This window comes from Catellatospora paridis, assembly GCF_009720365.1.
Lineage (GTDB): Bacteria > Actinomycetota > Actinomycetes > Mycobacteriales > Micromonosporaceae > Catellatospora > Catellatospora paridis.
This window is the reverse complement of the sequence record NZ_ML769316.1, coordinates 464263-487726: the sequence shown is the minus strand read 5'-3', so window position 1 is coordinate 487726 and position 23464 is coordinate 464263. Positions and strand designations below refer to the sequence as shown.

The window sequence follows — 23464 nt, the reverse complement described above, 5'->3', positions numbered from 1 at the left end:
CGGGCACCGCATACCGCGGCCGGCCGGGGAGACGATCCCGGCCGGCCGCGGTCGCGTATGTGGCATGGCTCGTCCTATACGTCGATGTGCGAGCCCATGATGATGGTGCGGTCGCGGGGCAGGCCGAAGTGCGCGGCCGCGTCGGCGGTGATGTACGAGGTCGCGATGAACAGCCGCTTGCGCCACGACGCCATCGTCGGCGCCGGGCCGCGCCGCAGTTCGATCGTCGACAGGAAGTACGTCGCGTTGTCGAGATCCAGCTGTCCCTCGGTGACCGCCGGGTCCAGGGTGTGCAGTGCGGCGGGCACGTCGGGGGTGTCCATGTAGCCGAACCGTGCGGTGACGTGGGTGATGCCGTCGTCGGTGTAGCCGAGGTCGTCGACGGTGATGCGTTCCTCGGCCGGCACGCGGGGGACGGTGTCGGTTTCGATCGACATGATGACGACGTGCTCGTGTCGGACGTGGTTGTGCTCGAGGTTGGCGCGCAGGGCCAGCGGCGCGGTCTGCTTGCCGCGGTTGAGGAAGACCGCCGTGCCGGGCACCGTCGCAGTGGTCGCGGCCGTCTCGCGCAGTTGCTCGACGAACTCGGGCAGCGTTCCTTCGCTGCGCTCACGTTCGGCGGTGACGATCTGCCTGCCGCGCTGCCAGGTGGTCATGATGGTGAAGGCGGTGAGGCCGATGAGCAGCGGCAGCCAGGCGCCGTGGACCAGTTTGGTCAGGTTGGCGGCGACGAACAGCAGGTCGACGCCGAGCAGCAGGAATGCGCCGATGCCGAGCAGCCAGCGCGGGGTGCCCCACTTCAGATGGGCGACGTAGAAGTACAGCAGGGTCGTGATGGTGATCGTGCCGGTGACGGCCATGCCGAACGCGTACGCCAGCGCCGCGGAGGTCTGGAACGCGAAGACGAGGGTGAGCACGGAGACCATCAGCAGCCAGTTGATCCACGGGACGTAGATCTGGCCCATGGTCGCCTCGGAGGTGTGCGCGATCCGCAGCCGGGGCAGGTAGCCCAGTTCCGCGGCCTGGGAGGCGACCGAGTACGCGCCGGTGATCACGGCCTGGGAGGCGATGACGGTCGCGGCGGTGGCCAGGATGACCAGCGGCAGGCGTGCCCAGCCGGGCGCGAGCAGGAAGAACGGGCTGCTGATGTTGGCCGGATCCTCGAGGATCAGAGCGCCCTGGCCGAGGTAGCTGAGTACGCAGGCGGGCAGGACCAGGCCCAGCCAGCCGCGGGTGATGGCACGGCGGCCGAAGTGGCCCATGTCGGCGTAGAGCGCCTCGGCGCCGGTGACCGACAGCACGATCGCGGCCAGGGCGAAGAACGCGATACCGAAGTGGCCGGCCAGGAAGCCCAGGGCGTACGTGGGGGACAGGGCCTTGAGGATGTCGGGGTGGTGGGTGATACCGGCGATTCCGAACACCGCGATGACCAGGAACCAGGCGATCATGATGGGGCCGAACACGCGGCCGACCGCCGCGGTGCCCCTGCGTTGCACCATGAACAGTGCCACGATGATCACGGCGGTGACCGGGATGATCACCCCCTCCAGGTCGGGGTTGACGATCTTGAGGCCTTCGATCGCCGACAGCACCGAGATCGCCGGGGTGATCATGCTGTCGCCGAAGAACAGCGCCGCGCCGAAGATGCCCAGCGCCGCGAGCACGCCCGCGGTTCGGCCGCCGCGCGTGCTCCACCGGCGCAGCAGCGTGATGAGCGCCATGATGCCGCCCTCGCCCTGGTTGTCGACGCGCATCGCCAGCAGGACGTAGGTGACCGTCACGATGATCATCACGGACCAGAAGATCAGGGATGCGACGCCGAACACGTTGTCCACGCTGACGGGCACGGGGTGCGGGTCGGCGGGGCTGAACACGGTCTGCATGGTGTAGATCGGGCTGGTGCCGATGTCGCCGAAGACCACACCCAGCGCGCCCACGACGACGGCGAGCCGCACCACGTCCCGTGCGCCCGGGCCGTGCCCGGTCTCTTCCTCGCGGCTCGTCACGGCAGGGTCTCCTCAGGCGCTCGGTGCCAGATGATCGATGTACTGCGGGACGATACCGCCCTCGGCACGGCAACCGGACGCCTGGTGAGCCGCCCGGCGTGGTTCGGACGAGCAACCCGGACCAGGGCACGGGCGTCCCAGGCGTGGCCGGGTCGTGCCGCGCGATACCAGGAGTCGTGAACCATCGACGCCACCGTCGACACCGCTGGCTCAGAGCCTGTTGGAGGAGACCGGATGATGCCTTGCGTGATCGTCGCGGCGAGGTGCGGTGCTTCTGACCCAGGCGGCGACCTGTCGAGCGGTCTGATCCGGTGTATCGGTTCCGGTGTGCAGGACGGTGCCGATGGTGCGGCGCAAGTGCGCGGCAAAGGCCAGGTGCTCGCCGATGGCATGCTCGCGCCATGACGGCCTGGCCTGAAGCCGGGCGCGGCGCTGCTCGTCCGTGCAATCCAGGACGGCGAAGTGGACCGGCCCGATCCAGCGCCGCGACGGCAGGTCCGCCAATTGCTCCGGCATCAGCGGCCCCAGCAGGACTGTGCTGCGGCGTCCCTGCGCGATCCCGTGGGCGACACTGAGCCAGGCGTCGCGGAAAGCGTCCCAGGCGACCGATCCATCGGTTTTCATCGGGTCGATCAGCCAATCCACGTCGAAGACCACGCATTCAGGCAACGCGGCGGCCAGCGGTGCGAAGATCGCCGACTTTCCAGAACCGGACGCTCCGGTGACGACGTACAGCGGCTCGCGGCGGGCAGGTTCGGCCCAGCCGCAGCGCGTGCAGACCGCGACATCTGCGGTGGGTTCGAGAGTGACCGCAGGTTCACAACGCTGGCAATAGTGCATCGCGTGATTCTGCTCGACCGCACACCCTCGAGGTGCCCCCGGCCGCTTGCGGCGCCCTTCGGCACTTCAGGTCGGCTGGACCGGACGCGATCTCACGGCGCACTACCATCGGGCGGCATGACACCAGTGAGCGAGCCGATTCGGGCCGCGGTGCGACGTGGCGACCTCGGCTGGCTCACCGGCCACCTCGAGGCGCGCGATTGCCCGCCGGCGGTCTTGAAGCTGCTGGTCCGTCACGACGATCCGCTGCTGCGGCAGCTGGGCCTGGACCGTCTGGGCGCGCGGATCGCCAGGCCTGGCACCGAGCAATCCGAGCTGGCCGAACTCGCCGGGCTGTTGCCGGTGACCCTGGACGGACCGCCGGAGACGGCGCTGGTCCTGGCCCGCCTCCATCAACAGCTGTGGCGTTACATCCCCGAGCAGCGCCGCCCGCAGTGGCGTACAGCCGGTCTGCCGGTCAGCGTGCAGATCGCCTGGCTGCGAGCCGAGATCTCCCACCAGCCGGCGACGGTCCGTCACGAACCTGCGGGCGAATTGCTCTACCAGGCCGTCGCCGGGATCGCCGCCGCCGACATCGACCAGCTCGACGAACTGGTCGGTGAGCTGACCGCAAGCGGTGACCAGGTGCTCCAGGGCGCGGCGCTGCGGTTGGCTCGCGAAGGGCTGCACACCGCGTTGCTGGCCCCGGCCCGGGTTCGTGAGCACATCGGCAGGCTGCTCGATTCCGCCGGCCCGGCCGCAGCCGCCCTGCGTGAGCTTGCCGAGCCGTGGGCCGCACTCGGGCCGCTGCGACCGGAGAAACTGCGCCCGTTCCTGGCCGCCGAATCGCCGTCGCCGCAGCTCGATGCCGCGCTCGCGGCCGCGACCCGGCATGGCCACGGTGACCTCCTGCGGGAGGTCGTCGCGGACGAGGCCATGCCACCGCGGGCTCGGCAGCGCGCACTGCAGGCACTGGGCAACCTGGCCGGACGCGACGACATCGGCGAACTGACGGCGGTGGCCGCCACCGACCCGCTGCTGTTCGGCGGCCCCATGGCCGCGTGCCTGCGGGCACTGCACCGGCGCGGCCTGTTCCCGGCCGGCGTGGACGCGGCGGCCATCGTGGACCTCGCGCTCGCCGACCACACCGTGTCCGCGGCCGAGATCGCCACGATCATGTTCACGTGTCGGCGCGAGGCGTTCCACGCACTGGTGATCGAGGACGCCGATGACGCGACGTGGCCGCGGCGGCTGGCGCTGCTGGTCGAGCTTGCCCAGCAGGGAGGCGGCGACCTCCCGGTCGGCGATGCGATCGCCGGGCTGCTGCCCGTGGCGTCGCGTCCGGAGCCCTTCCTGGCCGCGATCCGTGCGCTGCGCCACGCCCCGGCCGAGGCGGCGGTGCTCGACGCGCTGCCGAGGGCACCGGCGGCGGCGTTGCACGCCCTGGAGGCAGTCGGCGGTCAGTGGACCGTGGCCGCGCTGCAGGAAGGGCTCGGCTTGACCTCGCCGGGCGGCGCCGCCCCGGCGGGTGTCATCGCGCCGTACCTGCGTCCGGTCCGCCATCGTGCCCTGGAACTGCTCTGGCACCTCACCGACGACCCCGCCCGACGAGCCGCGGTCCTGGCCCGGCTCGACCCCCGCGACGTTCCCCGCCGGATCGCGGCTGACCTAGGCGCACCCGACCGCCGTGAACTGGCGCTGCTGGCCGCCGACTTCGACGCCGACGACCCGGCGGCAGCGCTGCGCGCGCTGGCCCGCAACGGCGACGCCGCCGCCCTGGCGAGCATCGCCGACCTCCTGCTCCGGATCGTGTCGGACCTTGCGGCGTCGTGGGAGCCGGGCAGCCCCGCACAACCGGCCGACCGCCGTCGCTCGGACGGGCCGCCCGCGGGTGAACCCGCCGTGCCCGACGAGGTCGTGTCCGCGATCCGCGCGCTCGGCGGCCGGCTCCACGAGCGCGGCAAGCTCCGGCCGTACTGCCTGCGCGAGGCCGCCGACGCCCACGAGGCCGGCCACGCGCTCGTCGCGACCATGGTGCTGGACCTGCTGGACCGCCCCGGCCTGTCCGGTGGCGAGCAGGCCGTCCTGCTCGCCCTGCTGGAACGCGCCCCGTATGCGGGCACCCGCGCTCGCGTGCACCGGCTGCTGCGCCACCGGGACCGCCACGTCCGCAAGCACGTGATCGCGCTGCTGGCCGCCGACGCCACCGGTGACGACGCCGATGCCCTGGCGGCGAGCCTGATCGTGTTGACCGTCGCCCGCGACGCGCCGACCGTCCGGCAGGCGCTGCTCGCCCTCGGCCACATCCGGGCACACTGGGCCGCCCCGGCGATCGCGGCATGCCTGGACCACCCGACCATGAACGTCAAGAAGACCGCCGCCGCGGTCCTGACCCACGCCGGCACGCCCGCGGTGGTGCCGAAGCTGCTGTTCTGGCTCGGCCACCAGGACAACCCGGGTCTTCGTGCCACCCTCGTCGAGGCACTTCGGACGATCCTCGGTCCGGCGTACGCCGCGACGGTCCTCGCGGCGGCCGAACAGGCCGACGGCGAGCGGACCCGCGGGCTGCTGCTCGACGCGCTCGGCGGGACGCTTTCGGCGCGCGCGGTCAGCGCGCTGGCGCGGCAGGGCTCACCGGTGACGCCGGCGCTGCTGGCACTGGTCGTCGCGGGCCGGGTCAGACTCGTCGCCGGAACCGTCGAGGACCTGGCGCAGCAGCTGGCGGCACATGGCATCGCCGCACCCGCCCGCCGGCCGCCGGCCGCCGCCGGCCCGTCCGGCGAGGACGTCGACGCACTGGAGCGCGACGGCTGGCATACCGAGACCGCCCTGCGGATCGTGCACAGACACGACGGACGGCCCGAGCACCTGAGCGCCGGCCAGCTCGCCCGGCTACGCCCGATGCTCGCCGACTGGCTCCACCTGGCCGCCACCGAGCCGACCGTCGGACCGGCGACCCTGCGGCTCACCCTGCGGTTCTGCCCCGCGCCATGGTCGGCCGACGAGATCAGCAAACTTGCCCGGGCAGCCCGGACCCTGACCGACGGACTCACCGGTGCCGAAGGCAGCGACCGCGACGACCTGATCGCGATGCTCGAAGCCGTCGCGCCCACCCTGCACCCGGTCCAGGCACTCGACCTCGCCGTCCGGCTCCGCGCGCTCGCGCCCGCCGCCGCCGGGCAGCGGTCACCACTGGCGCTGCTGCGCCGATGCGGAGCAGTCCTGACCCGCGCCGACGTCGAGCAGGCGCTCGCCACCGCCCGGCGCGGCCCCGACCCGTGGCTCGCCGAGACCGCGGCCCTGCGCGACGCCTTCGCTGTCACCACCGCGCTCGACACCGCCACAGCGACCGCCACAGCCACCGAGGCCCACGACTGGCGGCTCGGGCTCGAAGCCGCCGTCGGCGCACCGGCCGCCCTCCACGACTTCCGCCGCCGCGACGATCACACCGTCCCGTCACGCACGCGCCTCATGGCCCTGATCGACACGTTTCCGGCAGCACACCGGGACGTCCGCGGCGCGATGCTGGACTGGATGGAGAGCCTCCAGCCCATCGGCGCACCGCCCTGGACCCTCACCGAGGACGCCCACCGGACCACCCCCACAGCACGGACACCGCACGACGGCGACCTCGACCAGCCACGCTCGGCCGCGCAACGCGAACGCCTGCTGGCCATGCTCGACGCGCCCACCGCAAGTCGGCGCAGTGCCGCCGCCGCGGCGCTGCGAGCCTGGCCCGAACCGGAGACCGCCCGTGACGTGCTCCGCGCGTTCCTGCACGGACGCGCCGACATCGTGATCGACGCCGGCCTCGCCCGAGCCCTCGACAACCTCGACGAAACCGAGCTGCGAACCATCACCGGCGGCCCGGACGCCGAGCGGGTCCGCGAACGAGTCGCCCGCGTCGCGTGCCAACTCGCCCCGCCGGAGCTGCACCGCCTACTGCCGCTGCTGGTGGACTGGTGGGAGCACGGCCGGCCCGCCACGCGCGAGTCGATCGAACACACCCTGCGCCGCACCGCCGACCACGCTGACGCCCTCGCCGAGACACTCCGCGGCCGCCTCGACGCCGGAGCCTGGGGGTTCCTCGACCTGATCGCCGGACGGCCGCTACTGCGGACCCCGGCACTGGCCGACACCCTCGGGCGGCTGCGCGCCGAAGGCCGCGACGACCTCGCCGACAGGCTCACCCTGGTGGACGGCCCGCTCCGCCGAGCCGACGCCGCCGAAAGCGATGCCGCACGGCTCGCGGCCCTGCGCGAGCGCCCCCGACCGGTCACCGACCCTGCCGTACTCGGTCCATCTCGCCGGGAGCTGCTCAGGCTGATCCGCACCGGCCACACCGAACAGATCCGCCGCGCGCTCACCCGCCTCGCCGAAGTCCACGAGGACGGGCGCCCGACCGGTGCCGGGCCGGTCGCCGACCCCGAACTGGAGAACCTGCTGGCCGACCTGCGCCACCACGCCGAGCCCAGAATTCGCCTGCACAGCCAGCGAATCGCTCGCAAGCTCCTGGACCGTCCCACCTACCTGTGGCACACCGCGGCATTGCTCGACGACCCCGAACCCGACGTGGTCCGGTCGGCGATCAGCACCCTCAGCCACGCTGCCTACGAACCGGCGATCCCAGGGATCGTCCGCCTGCTCGTGCACCCCCACACCACGGTACGCAAAACCGCCGCCAGTGGCCTGGTCCAGATCGGACCGCCGGCGACCCCGGCCCTCAGGCAGGCGGCCAGCCGCGCCCGCCCGGACAAGCGGCACCATTACACCGCGATTCTCGACCAGATCACCGAGCGTGAAACACCCGAGGTGGGACCGGATCGCGGCGATCGAGCGCGGTTGAGTCCCGGCCCGGCCGGGACTACTCTGAGCGTCCCATGAAGCCACGTATCAGGCCGATCGTATGGCAGCCACCCGCCACACCGGCTCGCGCGCGCCAGTCGCACAGCGCAGCCCCGATGCCGCAGCCGGTCCTTCACCCGCTGCCCGGCATCGGGCCCGAGGACGTCGTGGTGGCCGCCGACGGCGCGGTCTACACCGGCCTCGCCGACGGCCGGATCCTCCGGGTCCGTGGCGGCCTTGTGGAGGTCGTCGCCGAGACCGGCGGTCGCCCGCTCGGCATCGAGGCCGACGTCGAGGGCGCCCTCGTGGTCTGCGACGCCGCTCGCGGCCTGCTCCGCGTGCAGCCGGGCGACGGGACGATCGAAGACCTCGTCCCGGCCGGCACACCGATCGACGGCGTGCCGCTGCGGGTGTGCAACAACGCGGCGATCGCCGCCGACGGCACCATCTGGTTCAGCGACTCGACGGCCCGGTTCGACCTCGCGCACTGGAAGGCCGACCTCATCGAGCACTCCGGAACCGGACGCCTGCTGCGCCGCGACCCGGACGGCACGGTCACCACGGTGCTCACCGGCCTGCACTTCGCCAACGGCGTCGCCCTCGCGGCCGACGAGTCGTTCGTCGCCGTCGCCGAGACCGGCGCATACCGGCTGACCCGGCTCTGGCTGACCGGCCCGCAGCCCGGCCAACGCGACGTCCTCGTGGACAACCTGCCCGGATTCCCGGACAACATCGCCCGCGGCAGCGACGGTCTGATCTGGATCGCGATGGGGTCGCCGCGCAACCGCACACTCGACCTGCTCGCTTCGCGGCCGCCGGTCCTGCGGCGGCTGCTGTGGGCGCTGCCCGACGCGTTGCTGCCGCAGCCCGCCGACACCGTCTGGGTCCAGGCCGTCGACGCCGCCGGCCGCACGGTCCACGACCTGCAGACGGCCACACCGGGATTCTCCATGGTCACCGGGGTGCGCGAGGAGTCCGGCACGGTATGGCTGGGCAGCCTGCATGCGAAGGCGATAGCGCACTTCAGACTGCCCTGAACCGGTTGTCGGTGGCGCGACCTGCCAGGCGGCCGAACGCGGTTCCCAGTGCCATCATCGACGGATGACCCACACCAGCGCCCCGCCGCCAGAGGGCGAGCCCCGCCACGACTTCGACGCCATGTACGCCGACACACCCCCGTGGGAGATCGGACGACCCCAACCGGCGCTCGCCGCGGTGGCCGCCGCGGGCGGACTGCACGGCCGGGTGCTCGACGTCGGCTGCGGCACCGGCGAGCACGCCCTGATGGCGGCGGCGGCCGGACTTCCGGCGACCGGGATCGACGCCGCACCGACCGCGATCGGCCTGGCCAGGGCGAAAGCCGCCGCACGGGGCCTGGCGGCGACCTTCATCGTCGACGACGTCATGCATCTCGCGGAGCACGGGCGCTGGGACACCGTGCTGGACTCGGCGCTGTTCCACACCCTGTCCGACGCCGACCGCGTCACCTACGGGCAGGTCGTCCTTACCGCGGTCGTTCCCGGCGGCACCTACCATCTGCTCTGCTTCAGTGAGCGGGAGCCGGGCGACTGGGGTCCCCGCCGCGTCACTCAGGCCGAGATCCGGGCGGTGTTCGACCAGGGCTGGACGGTGGAGCGCATCGAACCCGCCGTGCTGGAGATGAGCTCCGTGAAGGACACCGCGCAGGGCTGGCTGGCCACGATCCGCCGCACGGACGTGAACTAAACCGGACCGGCGAGGACGCAGTGGCGGCGAGCAGACGGTGGCCGACGTCAGCCGTCCTGCTCGGCCGGCTCCCACAGCAGCAGCTGGCGGTGGAGGCTGAAGCCGTTGCGCAGGTAGAAGTCCACCGCCCGGCGGCCGGAGTGGACGCAGACGTGCAGCAGGTTCCGGGTCCGGGCCTCGTCGAGGATCGCGGCCATCAGCGCGCCGCCGATGCCGCGGTTGCGGTACGCCTCGCGCACCTCGACGGACTGGACGTCGCCGTACCTCCGGTCGAGCGCGGTGTTTGCGGGCACTCGTTCCGCGACGTGCAGCCAGGCGACGCCCACCACGGCCCCGTCGACCTCGGCCACGAAAGGCAGGTGCGTTTCGGCGTGGGCGGCGACCCAGTCGGCGTACGCCGGCAGGTTGTCCGATGCGATGCCACGCAGCTCGGCGAGCGCCGCGACGTCTGCCAGGCCGGCCTTCCTCACGATCATCGGGCGGAGTCTAGGCGAATCCCGTTTCCGCCGCGGCCCGGGGCGCGGCCGTCGCGGTCAGGTCAGGACGGGTAGCGCCTCCGTGCCGTGCTGGACGAAGCCGCGCGCACCGTAGTGGAACCTGGGCTGAGCGTCGGGGTCCAGGCGCAGGCCGGGGCAGGCGTCGAGCAGCGCGGTAAGGGCCGCGGCGACCTCGATGCGGGCCAGCGGGGCGCCGACGCAGTAGTGCGGGCCGAGGCCGAAGCCGAGGTGGGTGCCGCGCCGGTCCAGCCGGAACGTCCCGGCGTCGGGGTAGACCTGCTCGTCGAAGTGAGCGGCGGCGATGCACAGGTAGACCATGCTGCCGGCCGCCAGCGCGGTTCCCGCGAGTTCGACATCGCGCATCACCAGGCGGTAGAGCCCGGCCGTCGGATTGGCCCAGCGGAACGCCTCGTCGATCGCGGCCTCGGCGAGGCTGCCGTCTGCCTGCACCCGGGCCAGCGCGTCCGGGTTGAACAGCAGGGAGGAGACGGTGGCCGACATCATCTGGATCGTGGTCTCGAATCCGCCCAGCAGCAGGCTCACCACCGCGGTCGTCACGGATTCGACGGAGTACGCGTCCTCCGCCTCGAACGCCCTGATGATCTCGCCGAGCATGTTGTCGCCGCGGTCGCGCCGCTCCTGCTGCACCAGCGTGGACGTGTAGGCGCTCAGCTGCGCGTACGCCTGCTGGCCGGCAGCGGCCACCGACTCGTCCATCGGCGAGCCCAGCCACGTGATGATCGCGCGCACCCAGGCCAGGCCCTGGTCGCCCAGCTCGTCGGGGATGCCGAGCAGGGTGAGGAAGACCTCCATCGGGTATCGGGCGATGCTCTCCTCGACGAGTTCCACCTCGGTCTTCGCGGCGAGCGGCGCGAAGGTGCGTCGGGCGATCGGCACCACGGCCTGGGCGTACTTGGCGCTCGCGGCGGCGCTGAAGAAGCGGTTGTGCACGCGCCTGAGCCCGTGGTGCGCCGGCCCGTCGAGCGCGATCATCGCCGCACTCATCGGGCCCATCCCGTAGAACCGGGTGCTGAAGGTGGCGGTGTCGCGCAGCGCGGCGCTCACGTCCCGGTGCCGCAGCACCAGTGGCGCGTTCATGAACTCGTCGAAGACGATCGGCTCGTGCTGCCCGAGAGCCGCGAGGTTGCGCCCCAGCGCAGCGGGCGAGCTGGACCTTTGTGCGAAGGCACTTTCAGCGGCCGGGATCATATATCGATTACAGCCGCTGGCTTCGGCGGGCCGGTAGCGAACCGACAGATGCCCGACAGCGACGGTCACCCTACCGGTGGTAATGGTGCGGGGAAGGTCGGTAACCGAGTAGCCATCGACTCCGGCGGATCGGCCCATGCCTCCGGCCGCAGGGCCGCTGTACCGTGAGCGCCGCTGCCGGTCCGGATGCCAAGAGGTGGAGCGCATGAGCAGGGTCGCCGTCGTGACCGGTGCCTCCGCGGGGATCGGCGCGGCCACCGCATGCCGCCTGCACGAGCTCGGCTTCACCGTGTACGCGGTGGCCCGCCGGCTGGACCGGATGGCGCCGCTGGCCGCACTGGGCATCCACACCGCCGCCGTCGACGTCACCGACGACAAGGCCCTGGTGGCCCTGGTAGACCGCGTCGTCGCCGAGTCGGGCCGCCTCGACGTGCTGGTCAACAACGCCGGATACGGGTCGTTCGGCGCGTTGGAGGACGTGCCGATGGACGAGGCGCGGCGGCAGTTCGAGGTCAACGTGTTCGGCGCGGCCAGGCTCTGCCAGCTTGTCCTGCCCCACCTGCGGGCGCAGGGATCGGGCCGCATCATCAACGTCTCCTCGGTGGGCGCGAAGTTGTACCAGCCACTGGGCAGCTGGTACCACTCGACCAAGTACGCGCTGGAAGGGCTGAGCGACTGCCTGCGGGTGGAGCTCAGGCCGCTGGGCATCGACGTGGTCGTGATCCAGCCCGGCGGCATCGCGACCGAGTTCCCGCGGGTGGCGGGGGAGCGGCTGCTCGCCACCTCCGGCGGCGGGCCGTACGACGAGCACGCGCGCCGCTACGCGTTGACGTTGATGTCGGAACCGGACCACATCTCGCCTCCCTCGGTCGTCGCGAAGGCGATCGGGCGGGCCGCGACGGTGCGGCGGCCGCGCGCCCGCTACGCGGTGGGGCGTGGCGCACGAGCCGCGGTTTTCGCCCGCTGGCTGCTGCCGGACCGGGTCTTCGACCGGCTCGTGGTGGCGCTGTTCACCGCGCTGGGCGACATCGCCGCCCGCCGTGCCCGATCGGCGGAGCCGGCACCGGGACCCGAACTGGGCACCTGACCGCACGAGCCACCCGCGTCGGCTCGGCCGCGCTGTGCCGTCAGTTCCCGGGCCGCTGTGCTCCCGCGCCGACGATGCCGTGCGACGCCCAGCGGCGCAGCAGGCGCCACTGGATCAGCACCGCCACCGCCGTCAAGCCCAGCATCAGCGCGGCGACCGCGGCGGCGTAGCCGTACCGCAGATACTCGAACGCGTCCTGGTAGAGCACCAGGGACAGGTAGGTCGTCGCGTACGGCGGAGGGCCGCCGTTCGTCACGACCAGCGTCGGCACGAACGACGCCTGCAGGCTCATCAGCGTGTCGCGCAGCACCAGGACGGCGAGCACCGGCGCGAGCAGTGGCAGGGTCACCCGGCGCAGCACCTGCCCGGCGCGGGCTCCCTCCAGTTCGGCGAGCTCGTACGCCTCGGGCGGCAGCGCCAGCCGGGCCGTGAGCACGATGACGAACGTCTCGCCGATGGTGAACAGGCTCATCAGGACGATGCCCGCGCGGGCGTCTTCGGGGTCGGTCAGCCACTGCGGCGGCAGGGTGCCCAACGCGGTCCGTCCACCTTCCCCGCCGAGCAGGAGGAACTGGTTGACGGGCCCCTGGATCGGGTTGAGCAGCCACAGCCACATCAGCCCGTAGGCGAGTTCCGGGACGGCGCCCGGCAGCAGCACCGCCGCGCGGGCCGTGCCGGAGCCGCGGGCGCGCCGGTGCAGCAGCAGGGCCAGTCCGACCGCGATGACCAGGCGCAGCGGCACCGAGAACATCAGGTAGGACAGCGAGTTGCCGACCGCGGCCTGTACCGCCGGGTCTGTGGTGAGTTCGACGAAGTTGGCCGCGCCGAGGAACCGCGAGGTGGCGATCAGGTCGGTCTCGGTGAACGCCATCGCCATCGTGGCCGCGGCTGGTAGCAGCACCAGGACCACCAGCCCGACCAGGTACGGCATCAGCATCAGCACCAGCTGCCGGCGGTCACGATTCATCGGGCGGCCGCCCCGGCGGGCAGCGGGATCCGTTCTCCGGTGACGGCGTCGAAGGCGTGCAGGTGCTTCGCGGCGACGTCGACAGCGACCCGGTCACCGGGAGCGGGGCGGGTCCGGGCCGCGACCCGGGCGATCATGGGGTGCCCGCCGAGGCGGAGGTGGACCAGCGCGTCCTCGCCGAGCACCTCGACCCGTTCGACCTTGCCGAGCAGGTCGGCCGGTGCGCTGCCGACCCCGCTCAGTGTCACGTGCTCGGGCCGTACGCCCAGCTCGACGGCTGTCGCCTCGACACCTGCCAGGCTCAATGGCCCGTTGCCGGGGAGCAGGTTCATGCCGGGGCCGCCGACGAAGGAGGCGACGTGGCGGGTGCGGGGGCGGTGCCACACCTCGTCCGGGGTGCCGATCTGCTCGATGCGGCCGTCGCGGAGCACGGCGATCCGGTCGCCGAGCGCCATCGCCTCCGACTGGTCGTGGGTCACGTAGACCGTCGTCGTGCCGAGCCGGTCGTGGACCGCCCTGATCTCGGTGCGCATGCGGGTCCGCAGGGCGGCGTCCAGGTTGGCCAGTGGCTCGTCGAGCAGGAACACGTCGGGTTCGCGTACCAGCACCCGGGCCAGCGCCACCCGCTGGCGCTCGCCGCCCGACAGCTGGTGCGGGCGGCGGGCGAGCAGGTCCGCGCAGCCCACCGTCGCCGCGGCCTGTGCCGCGCGGGCCGCGGCGGCCCGGCGGTCCGCGCCGCGGATCCGGTGGCCGAACGCGATGTTGTCGGCCACCGACAGGTGCGGCAGCAGCGAGTAGGACTGGAACACCATGGACACGTTGCGCTGTCCGGGTCGCAGCGCGGTGACGTCACGCCCGCCGATGGCGACGGTGCCGCCGGTGACGGGGTCGAGCCCGGCGATGGCGCGCAGCAGCGAGGACTTGCCCGCGCCGGACGGGCCCAGGACGACCAGCAGCTCGCCCCGGCGCACGACGAGGTCGATGCCGCGCAGGGCGGTGATCGCCCCGCGCGACAGGTGCACGTCGCGCAGCCTCAGCCCGTCGGTCACCGGGCCGCCGTGCCGCGCTGAAAGATCGGGCGGGTCGCCGCGTCGAGGTCGGCGATGACCTTGTCGAGCGGGTCGCCGTGGTAGAAGGCGTTCTCGAGGATCTTGCCGGTGGCGTCCTCGATCTCCGGCCAGGTGGAGATCGTCGGCACCGGTCGCAGCGCCGGGATCGTGTCCAGGAAGATCTGCGAGCGGGCCGGCGACGTGCCGGGGGACAGGAACGCCGACGAGGTCGCCACGGAGGTCCGCGACGGAACGGTGCGCCCGGTCTTGGCCATGAGGGTGGCCCCGGGGTCGCTCAGGGCGTATTCGAGGAAGTGCCACGCCGCGTTCTGGCGGGTCGACGCCTTGGTCATGCAGTAGGCGTCGCTGTGCAGGATGTTGGCGGGGGAGCGGTACTGCGGCAGCGGGGCGACGTCCCACTCGAATCCGGTGATCGCCCGGAAGGCGGTGGTGACCCGCCGGGAGGAGACGAACATCGCCAGCTTGCCGGCCGCGAACCGGGCCTCGAGGTCCTGGGTCTCCACCTCGACGTCCGACGGGACGACGCCGATCTTGGGCAGTTCCAGGAAGTCCTGGATCACCTGCCGCGCAGCGGGAGTGTCGAGGGTCAGCCGGGTCGGGGCCGCCGGGTCGTCGACGATGTCACCGCCGTTGGACCAGATCAGCGGCGCGAGCCGGATCAGTTCAGGCGTGACGCCCAGCCCGTGCACGGCCACCGGCACTCCGGCGGCCTCCGGCTCCCCGGCCTTCACGGTCTGGCCGCCGGCGTCACGGGTCAGCGCCTGCGCGGTGGCGACCATGTCGTTCCAGTGCCATCCCGCCACCGGCTCGGCGACCTGGTATTTCGTGAACAGGCTGCGGTTGTAGTAGACGGCGAGGCTGGAGATGTTCTGCGGCAGGCACATCTGCTCGCCACGCCAGCGGAAGGCGCCCATGGCCTGCGGGTAGAAGTCCTGCTCGTGCAGGCTGCCCCCCGCGGCGGCGAGCCGGGCCGTCATCGGCGCGAGGGCGCCCTTGGTGGCGAACTGGCCGAAGTTGCGGTAGTTGATCAGGAACAGGTCGGGTGCGGCGTTTCCCGCGATCGAGGTGGAAACCCTGGTCATCAGGTCCTTGGCGCTGCTCGCTTCGATCAGGTCGACGGAGGTGCCGGGGTAGGCCTGCTCGTATGCGGCGGCGAGTGCCCGGTAGGCGGCGAGTTCGTCGGGGGTGCCGGCGACCAGCAGGGACACGGCCTCGGCCGACGGTTCGGCATCGGCGCCGCACCCGGCCGTGACTCCGGTGGCGGCGAGCACGGTGACCAGGCTCAGCAGGGCGAGGGTTCGCTTCACGGGGCTCCTTCGGGGCCGTAGGAGTGCATGAACCGGCGCTGGGCGACCCCGATCACGAGCAGGGTCGGCAGGGTGGTGAGGACGGCGCCGGCGAGGAACACGGGTTGGTTGTGCGGGTCCATCGCCGCCAGGGCGCGGAGAGCCAGCGGCAGGGTGAAGGTCGCCCGGTCGTAGAGGTAGACCAGCGGGTCGAGCAGGTTGGACCAGGTCAGCGCGAACGTCAGCGCGGCGAGGCCGGCGGTGACCGGCTGGACCTGGGGCAGTGCCATGCGCCGCCACGTCTGCATCGGGGTGAGGTCGGCGAGCCGGCACAGGTCGTAGCTGTCGGCGGGGATGGCCCGGAAGGCGAGGTAGTAGATCAGCGGGTAGAGCGGTGAGGTGGCGATCAGTGCGGGTGCGATGAGCGGCACCAGAGTGTCGGTCAGGTGGAGCGTGCGGAACAGCACGAAGCGCGGTAGCAGCAGCGCGGTGGCGGGCACCATCATCGCCAGCACGGACAGGCCGATCACCGCGCTGGCGAGGCGGCGGGGGAGCTGGGTCAGGGCGAATCCCGCCAGGGACGCCACGAGCAGGCTCAGGGGCACGCCGACCGCGGCGACGATCATCGAGTTGGCGGCGGCGCGTACCAGGTCGCCGTGGGTGATCGCCTGGTGGTAGGCCGCGAAGCCGGGGTCCTCGGGGATGAGCGGCGGCGCGACGACGGGCGGCTGGCCCGGTTCGCGCAGCGAACCGGCCAGGAGCAGCAGCAGCGGCGAGCCGAAGAGCGCCGTCACCGCGACGGCGCCGTAGGCCCGCCGCCGGCGGCCCGGGTCGTGCCAGGACATCGGACACCTCTAGACCTTTAGATGTATAGATGCGTAGCATTGCATGTCTAGCCGGGGGTGGGGAATATGAGATCATCACTGGGTTTCGGTCTTACCGTCCTGTTCGGTCTGTCGCTCGTCGCCTCCGCGGACGCGCATGGCCTGCCTGCCGATGTCGTGATCGGAGCCGACGTCGCCGCGCTGGAAGCGCTGGAAGGCGCCGCCGGCCCGTCCGGGGCCGACGAGTGGTTCATGGCCCAGCGCTTGGGCGCCAGTCAGACCGGTGACCTGGTCGCGCTGTCCGGGCGAGCGCGTGCCCAGGCGGAACGCATCGGCGGTGGCGCGTCCACCTTCGCCGCGCTGCCCGCATGGCAGTCGATGGGCCCGACGAACCTCGGCGGCCGGGTGACCGACCTGGTCGTCGACCCGTCGGTCGCCAACACCGTCTACGCCGCCACCGCCTCGGGCGGCGTCTGGAAGAGCACCGACTCGGGCAGCACGTTCAACTACGCGTGGGACCCCGCCATCACCCAGGCCATCGGTGCGATCGCGGTCACCAGCGCGGGCACCCTCTACGCCGGGACCGGCGAGGCCAATCCCGGCGGCGGCAGCGCCTCCTTCCCCGGTACGGGCGTCTACCGCTCGACCGACCACGGCGCGACCTGGCAGTCGATCGGTCTGACCGGCACCAACCGGATCGGCCGGATCGCGGTCGACCCCACCAACGAGAACCGGATCCTGGTCGCGGCCACCGGAAACCTCTACGTTCCCGGGGGTGACCGCGGCCTCTACCGCACCACCGACGGCGGCTCCACCTGGACGCAGATCCTCGCCGGAGTCAACTCCACCACCGGCGCGTCCGACGTCGCCATCGACCCGGTCGACCCCAACCGGATCTACGTCACGATGTGGGACCACCAGCGGATGCCCGGCAGCCGCCGCTACGGCGGGGTCGGCTCCGGGCTGTTCCGGTCCACCAACGGGGGCACCAGCTTCACCCGGCTCGCCAGCACGCTGCCCGCGTCAGGAACCGACGTGGGCCGGATGGGCGTCGCGGTCGCCAAGAGCGACCCCAACCGGGTGTACGCGATCGCGGCCAACGCCACCGGCAACTTCCTCGGCTTCTGGACCTCCGTCAACCGCGGCGACACCTGGACGAAGATCACCAACACGACGGCGCTGAACTCGTCCCAGTCCACGTTCGGCTGGTGGTTCTCCCGGATCTTCGTAGACCCGGTCGCGCCCCAGCACATCTGGGTGCCGGGCGTGCCGATGCTCGAATCCAGCAACGCGGGCGGCAGCTGGACCAGCAACTCCAGCTCCTTCCACGTCGACCAGCACGCGGTGGCGTTCGATCCCCGGGTCGCCAACCGCGTCTTCATCGGCAACGACGGCGGCATCTACCGCTCCACCGCGAACGGGTCGCTGAGCGGCAGCTGGACCAAGACCACCCGGCTGGGCAACATGCAGTTCTACACCGTCGCGGTGTCCCAGCAGGACGTCACCCGCATCAGCGGCGGCCTGCAGGACAACGGCTCGGTCCGGTCCTGGTCGGCGTGGGGCTCCCACTACGGCGGCGACGGCCTGCAGAACCTCATCGACCCCACCAACCACCAGAAGGTGTACGCCTGCTCGCAGAACGGCTCCTGCGGCCGCTCCACCAACGGCGGCAACTCGATGAGCAGCTTCGGCTCGACGACCTCGGACCGCCGCGCCTGGCTGACGCCCGTGGTGTTCGACCCGTCGAACCCGGCGATCATGTACTACGGCGGCAACCGACTCAACCGCTCCACCAACTCGGCGCAGAGCTGGACCGCGATCAGCGGTGACCTGAGCCGCGGCAGCAGCGGCAGCACCACCTACAACACCATCTCGACGATCGCCGTCGCGAAGACCAGCGCCGCGACCATCTATGTCGGCACCGACGACGGTCGGATCTGGGTCACCCGCAACACCGGCAGCACCTGGACCGAGATCGGCACCGCCCTGCCGCAGCGCTGGGTCACCCGGCTCGCCGTCGACCCCACGGACGCCAACCTCGTCTACGCCACGTTCTCCGGATACACCGTGGGCGACTCGGCCGCGCACGTCTACCGCTCGACCAACGGTGGCACCAGCTGGCAGCAGATCTCCGGCAACCTGCCCAACGCGCCCGTCAACGACCTGGTCCTCGATCCGCAGAACCGCAACGCGGTCTACGTCGGCACCGACGTCGGTGTCTTCACCTCCACCGACGCCGGCGTCACCTGGTCGGCCGCCGGCACCGGCCTGCCGGTGGTGTCCGTGATGGACCTGGCGACCGCGGTCTCCGGCGGCCGCACCCTGATCACGGCCGGCACCTACGGCCTGGGGGTCTACCGGCTCGACGTCGGAGCGCCGGTCCTGTGACGAACCGCGCCGCCCGGTGCTCGCCACGAGCACCGCGGCGGTCGCACCGTCTGCGCCGCCCGCACCCGCGCGGCGTCAGGGGAGTTCGCCGAGGTCACCGGCCCAGGCGGTGGCCACCGGGCCGGTGACGTCGACGTCGACGGCGAAGATCCGCCCGCTGAGCGGCGCTTCGGCCAGGGCCGCCGGGTCCAGCCCGGCCCACGCGGTCGTCACGACCAGTGCAGTCCCGACGAGGCAGACCGCGGTCGGCCGGGGCGCCGGCAGGCGCACCGAGGTGAGCAGCCGCCCGGTGGCGGTGAACCGGCGTACGCACCACGCGTCCCACACCGCCACCCAGACGCAGCCCTCGTCGTCGACGCACAGCCCGTCCGGACTGCCGTCGTCGAAGCTCGCCAGCTCCCGCCGTCCGGTCGCCGCCCCGGTCGCCGGGTCGTAGTCGAAGACGTCGAGGCGGCGGGCCAGGGAGTCGATGTAGTACATGGCCGTGCCCTCGGCGTTCCAGCCGATCCCGTTCGAGCACCCGACGCCGGTGATGATCGTGCTGACCGTCCGGTCCGGGTCGAGGCGGTGCAGGGCCCCGGAGCGGGCAGCGGTGCCGGGCAGGATCCGGCTGCCGGCCAGGAACCGCCCGGCGGGGTCGCAAACGCCGTCGTTCATCCGAGTGCCGGGGGCGGTGATCACGTCGGTCGGGGGAGCGTTGTCACCGGGCCGGGTCCGGCCCAGCGGACGTACCGTGCCGTCGGCGGCCACGTGCGCGAATCCCCGGTCGGCCGCGACCACCCACCCGGCGCCGTCCCCGGCGACCGGCGCCACCGCGCCGATATGTGCGCCTACCTGGTAATCCGCGGTGACGGTCAGCGTCGCGCCGTGCCACCCGCCCCGGTACAGCCGCCCCGCGGCGACGTCGACCCAGAGCAGCTCACCGGTGCGCGGATCGATCCGCGGGCACTCGCCGAGCTGGTAGGCCTTCGTTGAGATCACGTCCACGTGCCCGCTCCGTTGTCTGGCCGCAGGCCGGTCGCCGGTCATCGGGCGAGGGCGTCGTGCAGCAGGGCCTGCGCGGTCTCGGGGTCGGGCAGCCCGTCGGTGTCGCCGTGGGCGGCCACGACACCGGCCGCGAGTCTGCTGCCGAGCCACGCCGCCCGCGCGGGGGTCGCGCCGCGCAGCCGGGCGGCCAGGTAGCCGCCGCCGAACGCGTCCCCTGCCCCGACCGCGTCCACCACGGTGGACGCGGCCGTAGGTTGGTGCGCGATCCCGGCGTCGGTGGCGTGGTAGCAGCCGTCGGGGCCGGCCTTCAGCACCGTCTCGCGCACCCCGGCGGCCGTCGCGGTCTGGAAGATCGATTCCGGGTCGGACGTGCCGAACAGCGGCTCGGCCTCGTCGAGGCCGAGCAGCAGGACGTCGACATACGGCAGCAGCGCGCGTGCCTCGGCGATCTGCCCGTCGAGGTCGCCCAGCGCCGGGCGCAGATTGGGGTCGAAGGCGACCAGGGTCGCGGCCGCGCGGGCGCGCTGCAGCAGCGTGCGTACGGCCGTCCGCGGTCCGTCGCCCAGCGCCGAGGTGATGCCCGAGACCGCGACGAGCCGGGGCGGATCCGCGAGCAGGCGGGCAGCGTCGTCGCCGTTCATCGCCGATGCCGCCGAGCCCTTCCGGTAGTAGTGCACCCGCCGCACCCCGTCGGGCTGGACGTCCTTGAGGAACAGCCCGGTCGGTCGCCGCGCGTCGACCGCGACGAGTTCGATGGAGACGCCCAGCGACCTGGCGTGGTCGAGGACGCGGGCCCCGAGCGGGTCGGCGCCGACCCTGCTGCAGAACCCGGTCCGCAGCCCGACCCGGGCGGCCGCGGCGCACAGGTTCAGCTCAGCGCCCGCCACGTGCACGCCGACCTGCGCGGTCGTGCGCAGGTCGGCGCCGTCGAAGGGCTGGAACAGCGCCATCGCCTCGCCGAAGCCGACGATGTCGAGCTGTCGGGTCACAGCCATCGTGCCCGCAGGTCCTCGCGCAGGAACGCGGCCGGGGACGCGATGGACAGGCCGCCGTCGACCGGGAGCACCGCGCCGGTGATGAAGCCGGCTCCGGCGAGGAAGTGCACGGCGGCGGCCACTTCGTGTGGCCGCCCGGTCCTGCCCAGCGGGTATCCGGCCGTCGCCGTGGGGGAGCCGCCGTCGTCGATGAGCCCGGGGGCGACGGCGTTGACGCTGATCCCGCGCGGGCCGTATTCGAGGGCCAGCTGGCGTACCAGGCCTTCCAGTCCTGCCTTCGCTGCCGCGTAGGCGGGCACGCCCGGTGCGGCGAGCGTGGCGTTGACCGAGCTCACCGCCACGATCGTGCCGCCGCGGGGCAGGACCGGCAGCGCGGTGCGGCACACCGCGAACGCCGTGCCGAGCACGGCGTCCAGCGCCGCATGCCACTGCGTGTCGGTGGTCGCGGTGATCGGTGCGACCGGCATGACCGCGGCCGCGAGGACGACGACGTCGAGGGATCCGGCGCGGTCGATGACGGCCCGCACCGCCGCCTGGGCGCCTTCAGCGGCGGCGCAGTCGGCGATCAGGTCGGCGGGCTGGTGCAGAGACACGCCGACGACGGTGTCCGTGCTCGCGGTGAAGGCCGCGCCGATGGCCTGCCCGATGGGTGAACTGGAACCGACGACGAGCACCCCGCGGCCGGTCACGGCAGCAGCCGGAGGTCGGTGAGGATGTCGTCGAGCCAGGCGAGGGTGGCGGCGTCGGCGTCCACGGCGGGCGGGCGCACCGTGGCCGAGGCGATGATTCCCCGGCGTACCAGCACATGCTTGTGGATCGACCAGGCGATGCCCGGCTGCAGCCCGAACCGGATGAGCGGCAGCAGCGTGGCGAACGATGCGCGTGCGGCGGCGGCGTCGCCGGCCGACCACTGGCGCAGCACGGGCGCCAGCAGGTCGGGAAACTCGCAGGCGGGCATGGTGCCGACGGCGCCGCGGGCGTACTCCTCGAGCAGGAACAGCGCGTTCTGTCCACCGAGGGTGAGGAAGTCGTCGGCGGTGCCCTCGTGTACGGCCGCGACCTTCGGCGTGGTCGGCTGGGTTTCCACCTTGACCGAGGTCACGCCGTCGATCTTCGACAGTTCGACGAGCAGCGAGACCGGCATGTTGACTCCCGTCGGCCCGGGTGCGTCCTGCACCATGACCGGCAGTCCGCCCTCGGCGGCGACGGTGCCGTAGAAGTCGACCATCTGCGCGGGGCTCGGCTTGACCATGAACGGCGGCACCACCATGGCGACGCTGGCGCCGTTCGCGGCGGCTGCGCGAGTCTGCTCGACCGCGTCACGGGTGCCGACGGCGGCGACACCGGCCACGATCGGCAGCTGCGCCGGTGCGGCCGTGACGACGGTCTGCAGGATGCTCGCCCGCTCGGCCGTGGTCAGCGCGAACCCCTCACTGGCGAAGCCGAACACGGCCACACCGTCCACTCCGGAGGCGACCTGGAACTCCACCAGCCGCCGCAGCGACGGCAGGTCGAGCGAGCCGTCGGGCTGGAAGGGGGTGGCCAGGACGGGGATCAGGCCACGTACGTCGGACGAGCGGGTCATGCTTCCTCCTGCAGGGTGCTGATGTCGACCTCGACGCCGAGGCCGGGTGACCGGGGGAGTGCGAAGGCCACCGGACCGCCGGTCAGCGGGCTGGTGAGGATCCGGTTGGCCACCGCCATGGTGGCGGGCTGGAACTCGAACGCCGGCATGTCGTCGACGGCGGCGCTGACGTGCAGTCCGGCGGCGACGGCGACGCCGAGGCCGACGGAGTGGTGGGGGGCGACGGGCAGGTGGTGTGCGGCGGCCAGCGCGGCGATCTCCATCGCCTCGGTGATGCCGGTGCGCCCGACGTCGGGCTGGCACAGGTCCATGGCGCGGGCGTGCAGCCAGTCCCGGAACTCGTAGCGGTGGCGCATCGCCTCGCCGACGGCGACCGGGGTGCTCAGCGCGGCGGCGAGTTCGCGGTGCGCGGTCACGTCCTCCGGGACCAGCGGCGCCTCCAGGAACCACGCGCCGCGCTCGTCGAGGGCGCGGCCGAGCCGCAGCGCGTCGCCGAGGGAGTAGGCCCAGTGCGCGTCGACCGCGACCCGCAGGTCGGGGTGGGCGGCCTGGACGGCGTCGAAGGTGGCGAGGTCGGCGGCGACGCCGTGGCCCAGGTGCAGCTTGATGGCGCGTACGCCGCCGTCGGTCCACTGCCGCGCCAGCGCCGCGCGTTCGGGGTCGGTGGGTTTGGCCAGCCCGGAGACGTAGGTCGGGATCTCGTCGCGGAAGGCTCCGCCCAGCAGCGCGTGCACGGGTGCGCCGTGTGCCTTGCCGGCGAGGTCCCACAGTGCGATGTCGACGGCCGCGAGGGCGTCGGCCTGGTGGCCGGTGAGGTGGCCGCGTTCGCGCATCAGCCCGGTGAGCGTGGCCCACAGCGGCCGTACGCGGCGCGGGTCGCTGCCGATGAGCACGGGCGCCAGCAGCCGGTCGACGACGGCCTGGGTGATCTCGGGGGCGACGGGCGCGAGTGCCTCGCCCCAGCCGTAAGTGCCGTCGTCGCAGGTGATCCGGACCAGCAGCGACTCGAACCGGTCGGAGTAGAGGCTGCGCCACGGCGGCCGCAGGTAGTAGGCGTCGCCCGGTGCCGCGCCGGCCGGCCGGGCACCCAGATAGGCCTCCGGTGGGCGCAGCTTGACGACATAGGACTCCACGGCCGTTACTTTCACAAGGTGCTCCCGCTCACTGATTGACG

18 protein-coding genes are annotated in these 23464 nt (G+C 72.6%); 5 read left to right on the top strand and 13 right to left on the bottom strand.

The window, feature by feature from the left end:
* Window positions 1–74: 74 nt before the first annotated feature.
* Together F9C41_RS17755 and F9C41_RS17750 are read right to left on the bottom strand one after the other, a co-directional pair.
* Complete coding sequence (locus F9C41_RS17755) at window positions 75–2006, bottom strand: potassium transporter Kup (protein ID WP_155387910.1); 1932 nt, start codon at window positions 2004–2006, stop codon at window positions 75–77.
* Window positions 2007–2216: 210 nt separating this feature from the next.
* Window positions 2217–2846 carry a P-loop nucleotide/nucleoside kinase family protein gene (locus F9C41_RS17750; protein ID WP_155387909.1) on the bottom strand — a complete coding sequence of 210 codons (630 nt, stop codon included), beginning with the start codon at window positions 2844–2846 and terminating at the stop codon, window positions 2217–2219.
* A 117-nt stretch (window positions 2847–2963) separates the two neighbouring features.
* On the opposite strand from F9C41_RS17750, the gene F9C41_RS17745 reads away from it, so the two are divergent.
* The 3 genes from F9C41_RS17745 (at window position 2964) to F9C41_RS17735 (ending at window position 9395) form a co-directional block, all read left to right on the top strand.
* Window positions 2964–7709, top strand: coding sequence for a HEAT repeat domain-containing protein (locus tag F9C41_RS17745; protein ID WP_155387908.1), 4746 nt, complete (start codon window positions 2964–2966; stop codon window positions 7707–7709).
* A 77-nt stretch (window positions 7710–7786) separates the two neighbouring features.
* On the top strand, window positions 7787–8707 hold the full coding sequence (locus F9C41_RS17740) for an SMP-30/gluconolactonase/LRE family protein (protein ID WP_230689694.1): 921 nt from the start codon (window positions 7787–7789) through the stop codon (window positions 8705–8707).
* Between the two features lie 64 nt (window positions 8708–8771).
* Window positions 8772–9395, top strand: a complete 624-nt coding sequence (locus F9C41_RS17735) for a class I SAM-dependent methyltransferase (RefSeq protein WP_155387906.1) — start codon at window positions 8772–8774, stop codon at window positions 9393–9395.
* Window positions 9396–9442: 47 nt separating this feature from the next.
* Here the strand turns inward: F9C41_RS17735 and F9C41_RS17730 are convergent, their stop codons facing one another.
* Together F9C41_RS17730 and F9C41_RS17725 are read right to left on the bottom strand one after the other, a co-directional pair.
* Window positions 9443–9871, bottom strand: a complete 429-nt coding sequence (locus F9C41_RS17730) for a GNAT family N-acetyltransferase (RefSeq protein WP_155387905.1) — start codon at window positions 9869–9871, stop codon at window positions 9443–9445.
* A 57-nt stretch (window positions 9872–9928) separates the two neighbouring features.
* Complete coding sequence (locus tag F9C41_RS17725) at window positions 9929–11101, bottom strand: cytochrome P450 (protein ID WP_196279818.1); 1173 nt, start codon at window positions 11099–11101, stop codon at window positions 9929–9931.
* Window positions 11102–11306: 205 nt separating this feature from the next.
* Between F9C41_RS17725 and F9C41_RS17720 the strand changes: the two genes are divergently transcribed.
* Complete coding sequence (locus F9C41_RS17720; protein ID WP_155387903.1) at window positions 11307–12188, top strand: oxidoreductase; 882 nt, start codon at window positions 11307–11309, stop codon at window positions 12186–12188.
* A 40-nt stretch (window positions 12189–12228) separates the two neighbouring features.
* Here F9C41_RS17720 and F9C41_RS17715 read toward each other — a convergent pair whose 3' ends face one another.
* The 4 genes from F9C41_RS17715 to F9C41_RS17700 are packed head-to-tail and all read right to left on the bottom strand — an operon-like array spanning window position 12229 to window position 16356.
* Window positions 12229–13125, bottom strand: coding sequence for a carbohydrate ABC transporter permease (locus F9C41_RS17715; protein ID WP_155388000.1), 897 nt, complete (start codon window positions 13123–13125; stop codon window positions 12229–12231).
* A gap of 26 nt (window positions 13126–13151) precedes the next feature.
* Entirely contained in the window at window positions 13152–14204 is a 1053-nt protein-coding gene (locus F9C41_RS17710) for an ABC transporter ATP-binding protein (RefSeq protein WP_155387902.1), read from the bottom strand.
* Complete coding sequence (locus tag F9C41_RS17705) at window positions 14201–15532, bottom strand: ABC transporter substrate-binding protein (protein ID WP_155387901.1); 1332 nt, start codon at window positions 15530–15532, stop codon at window positions 14201–14203. Before F9C41_RS17705 ends, F9C41_RS17710 begins: the two co-directional genes overlap by 4 nt.
* Window positions 15529–16356 (bottom strand): carbohydrate ABC transporter permease, encoded by an 828-nt coding sequence (locus F9C41_RS17700; RefSeq protein ID WP_155387900.1) that lies wholly within the window; start codon window positions 16354–16356, stop codon window positions 15529–15531. The genes F9C41_RS17705 and F9C41_RS17700 overlap by 4 nt, the downstream gene beginning before the upstream one ends.
* A gap of 66 nt (window positions 16357–16422) precedes the next feature.
* Here F9C41_RS17700 and F9C41_RS17695 point away from each other — a divergent pair, with 66 nt between their 5' ends.
* Window positions 16423–18723 carry a WD40/YVTN/BNR-like repeat-containing protein gene (locus tag F9C41_RS17695; RefSeq protein WP_155387899.1) on the top strand — a complete coding sequence of 767 codons (2301 nt, stop codon included), beginning with the start codon at window positions 16423–16425 and terminating at the stop codon, window positions 18721–18723.
* A gap of 75 nt (window positions 18724–18798) precedes the next feature.
* On the opposite strand, the gene F9C41_RS17690 is transcribed toward F9C41_RS17695, so the two are convergent.
* Genes F9C41_RS17690 through F9C41_RS17670 form a run of 5 tightly spaced genes read right to left on the bottom strand, consistent with a single transcriptional unit; the run spans window position 18799 to window position 23423 of the window.
* Window positions 18799–19710 carry an SMP-30/gluconolactonase/LRE family protein gene (locus F9C41_RS17690; RefSeq protein WP_196279817.1) on the bottom strand — a complete coding sequence of 304 codons (912 nt, stop codon included), beginning with the start codon at window positions 19708–19710 and terminating at the stop codon, window positions 18799–18801.
* A 38-nt stretch (window positions 19711–19748) separates the two neighbouring features.
* The gene (locus tag F9C41_RS17685; protein WP_155387897.1) at window positions 19749–20705 is read right to left on the bottom strand and encodes a sugar kinase; all 957 of its coding nucleotides are present in this window, start codon (window positions 20703–20705) and stop codon (window positions 19749–19751) included.
* Entirely contained in the window at window positions 20696–21394 is a 699-nt protein-coding gene (locus F9C41_RS17680; RefSeq protein ID WP_155387896.1) for an SDR family NAD(P)-dependent oxidoreductase, read from the bottom strand. The genes F9C41_RS17685 and F9C41_RS17680 overlap by 10 nt, the downstream gene beginning before the upstream one ends.
* Window positions 21391–22290: a dihydrodipicolinate synthase family protein gene (locus tag F9C41_RS17675; RefSeq protein ID WP_155387895.1), complete on the bottom strand. Its 900-nt coding sequence runs from the start codon at window positions 22288–22290 to the stop codon at window positions 21391–21393. The genes F9C41_RS17680 and F9C41_RS17675 overlap by 4 nt, the downstream gene beginning before the upstream one ends.
* Window positions 22287–23423: a mandelate racemase/muconate lactonizing enzyme family protein gene (locus tag F9C41_RS17670; protein ID WP_230689693.1), complete on the bottom strand. Its 1137-nt coding sequence runs from the start codon at window positions 23421–23423 to the stop codon at window positions 22287–22289. Before F9C41_RS17670 ends, F9C41_RS17675 begins: the two co-directional genes overlap by 4 nt.
* Window positions 23424–23464: the final 41 nt, after the last annotated feature.

Coding starts and splice junctions, on each gene's coding strand:
- F9C41_RS17720 (WP_155387903.1), top strand. CDS start 11,307: ATGAGCAGGGTCGCCGTCGTGACCGGTGCCTCCGCGGGGATCGGCGCG.
- F9C41_RS17685 (WP_155387897.1), bottom strand. CDS start 20,705: ATGGCTGTGACCCGACAGCTCGACATCGTCGGCTTCGGCGAGGCGATG.
- F9C41_RS17740 (WP_230689694.1), top strand. CDS start 7,787: ATGCCGCAGCCGGTCCTTCACCCGCTGCCCGGCATCGGGCCCGAGGAC.
- F9C41_RS17735 (WP_155387906.1), top strand. CDS start 8,772: ATGACCCACACCAGCGCCCCGCCGCCAGAGGGCGAGCCCCGCCACGAC.
- F9C41_RS17730 (WP_155387905.1), bottom strand. CDS start 9,871: ATGATCGTGAGGAAGGCCGGCCTGGCAGACGTCGCGGCGCTCGCCGAG.
- F9C41_RS17750 (WP_155387909.1), bottom strand. CDS start 2,846: ATGCACTATTGCCAGCGTTGTGAACCTGCGGTCACTCTCGAACCCACC.
- F9C41_RS17695 (WP_155387899.1), top strand. CDS start 16,423: ATGAGATCATCACTGGGTTTCGGTCTTACCGTCCTGTTCGGTCTGTCG.
- F9C41_RS17715 (WP_155388000.1), bottom strand. CDS start 13,125: ATGCTGATGCCGTACCTGGTCGGGCTGGTGGTCCTGGTGCTGCTACCA.
- F9C41_RS17725 (WP_196279818.1), bottom strand. CDS start 11,101: ATGATCCCGGCCGCTGAAAGTGCCTTCGCACAAAGGTCCAGCTCGCCC.
- F9C41_RS17700 (WP_155387900.1), bottom strand. CDS start 16,356: ATGTCCTGGCACGACCCGGGCCGCCGGCGGCGGGCCTACGGCGCCGTC.
- F9C41_RS17675 (WP_155387895.1), bottom strand. CDS start 22,290: ATGACCCGCTCGTCCGACGTACGTGGCCTGATCCCCGTCCTGGCCACC.
- F9C41_RS17745 (WP_155387908.1), top strand. CDS start 2,964: ATGACACCAGTGAGCGAGCCGATTCGGGCCGCGGTGCGACGTGGCGAC.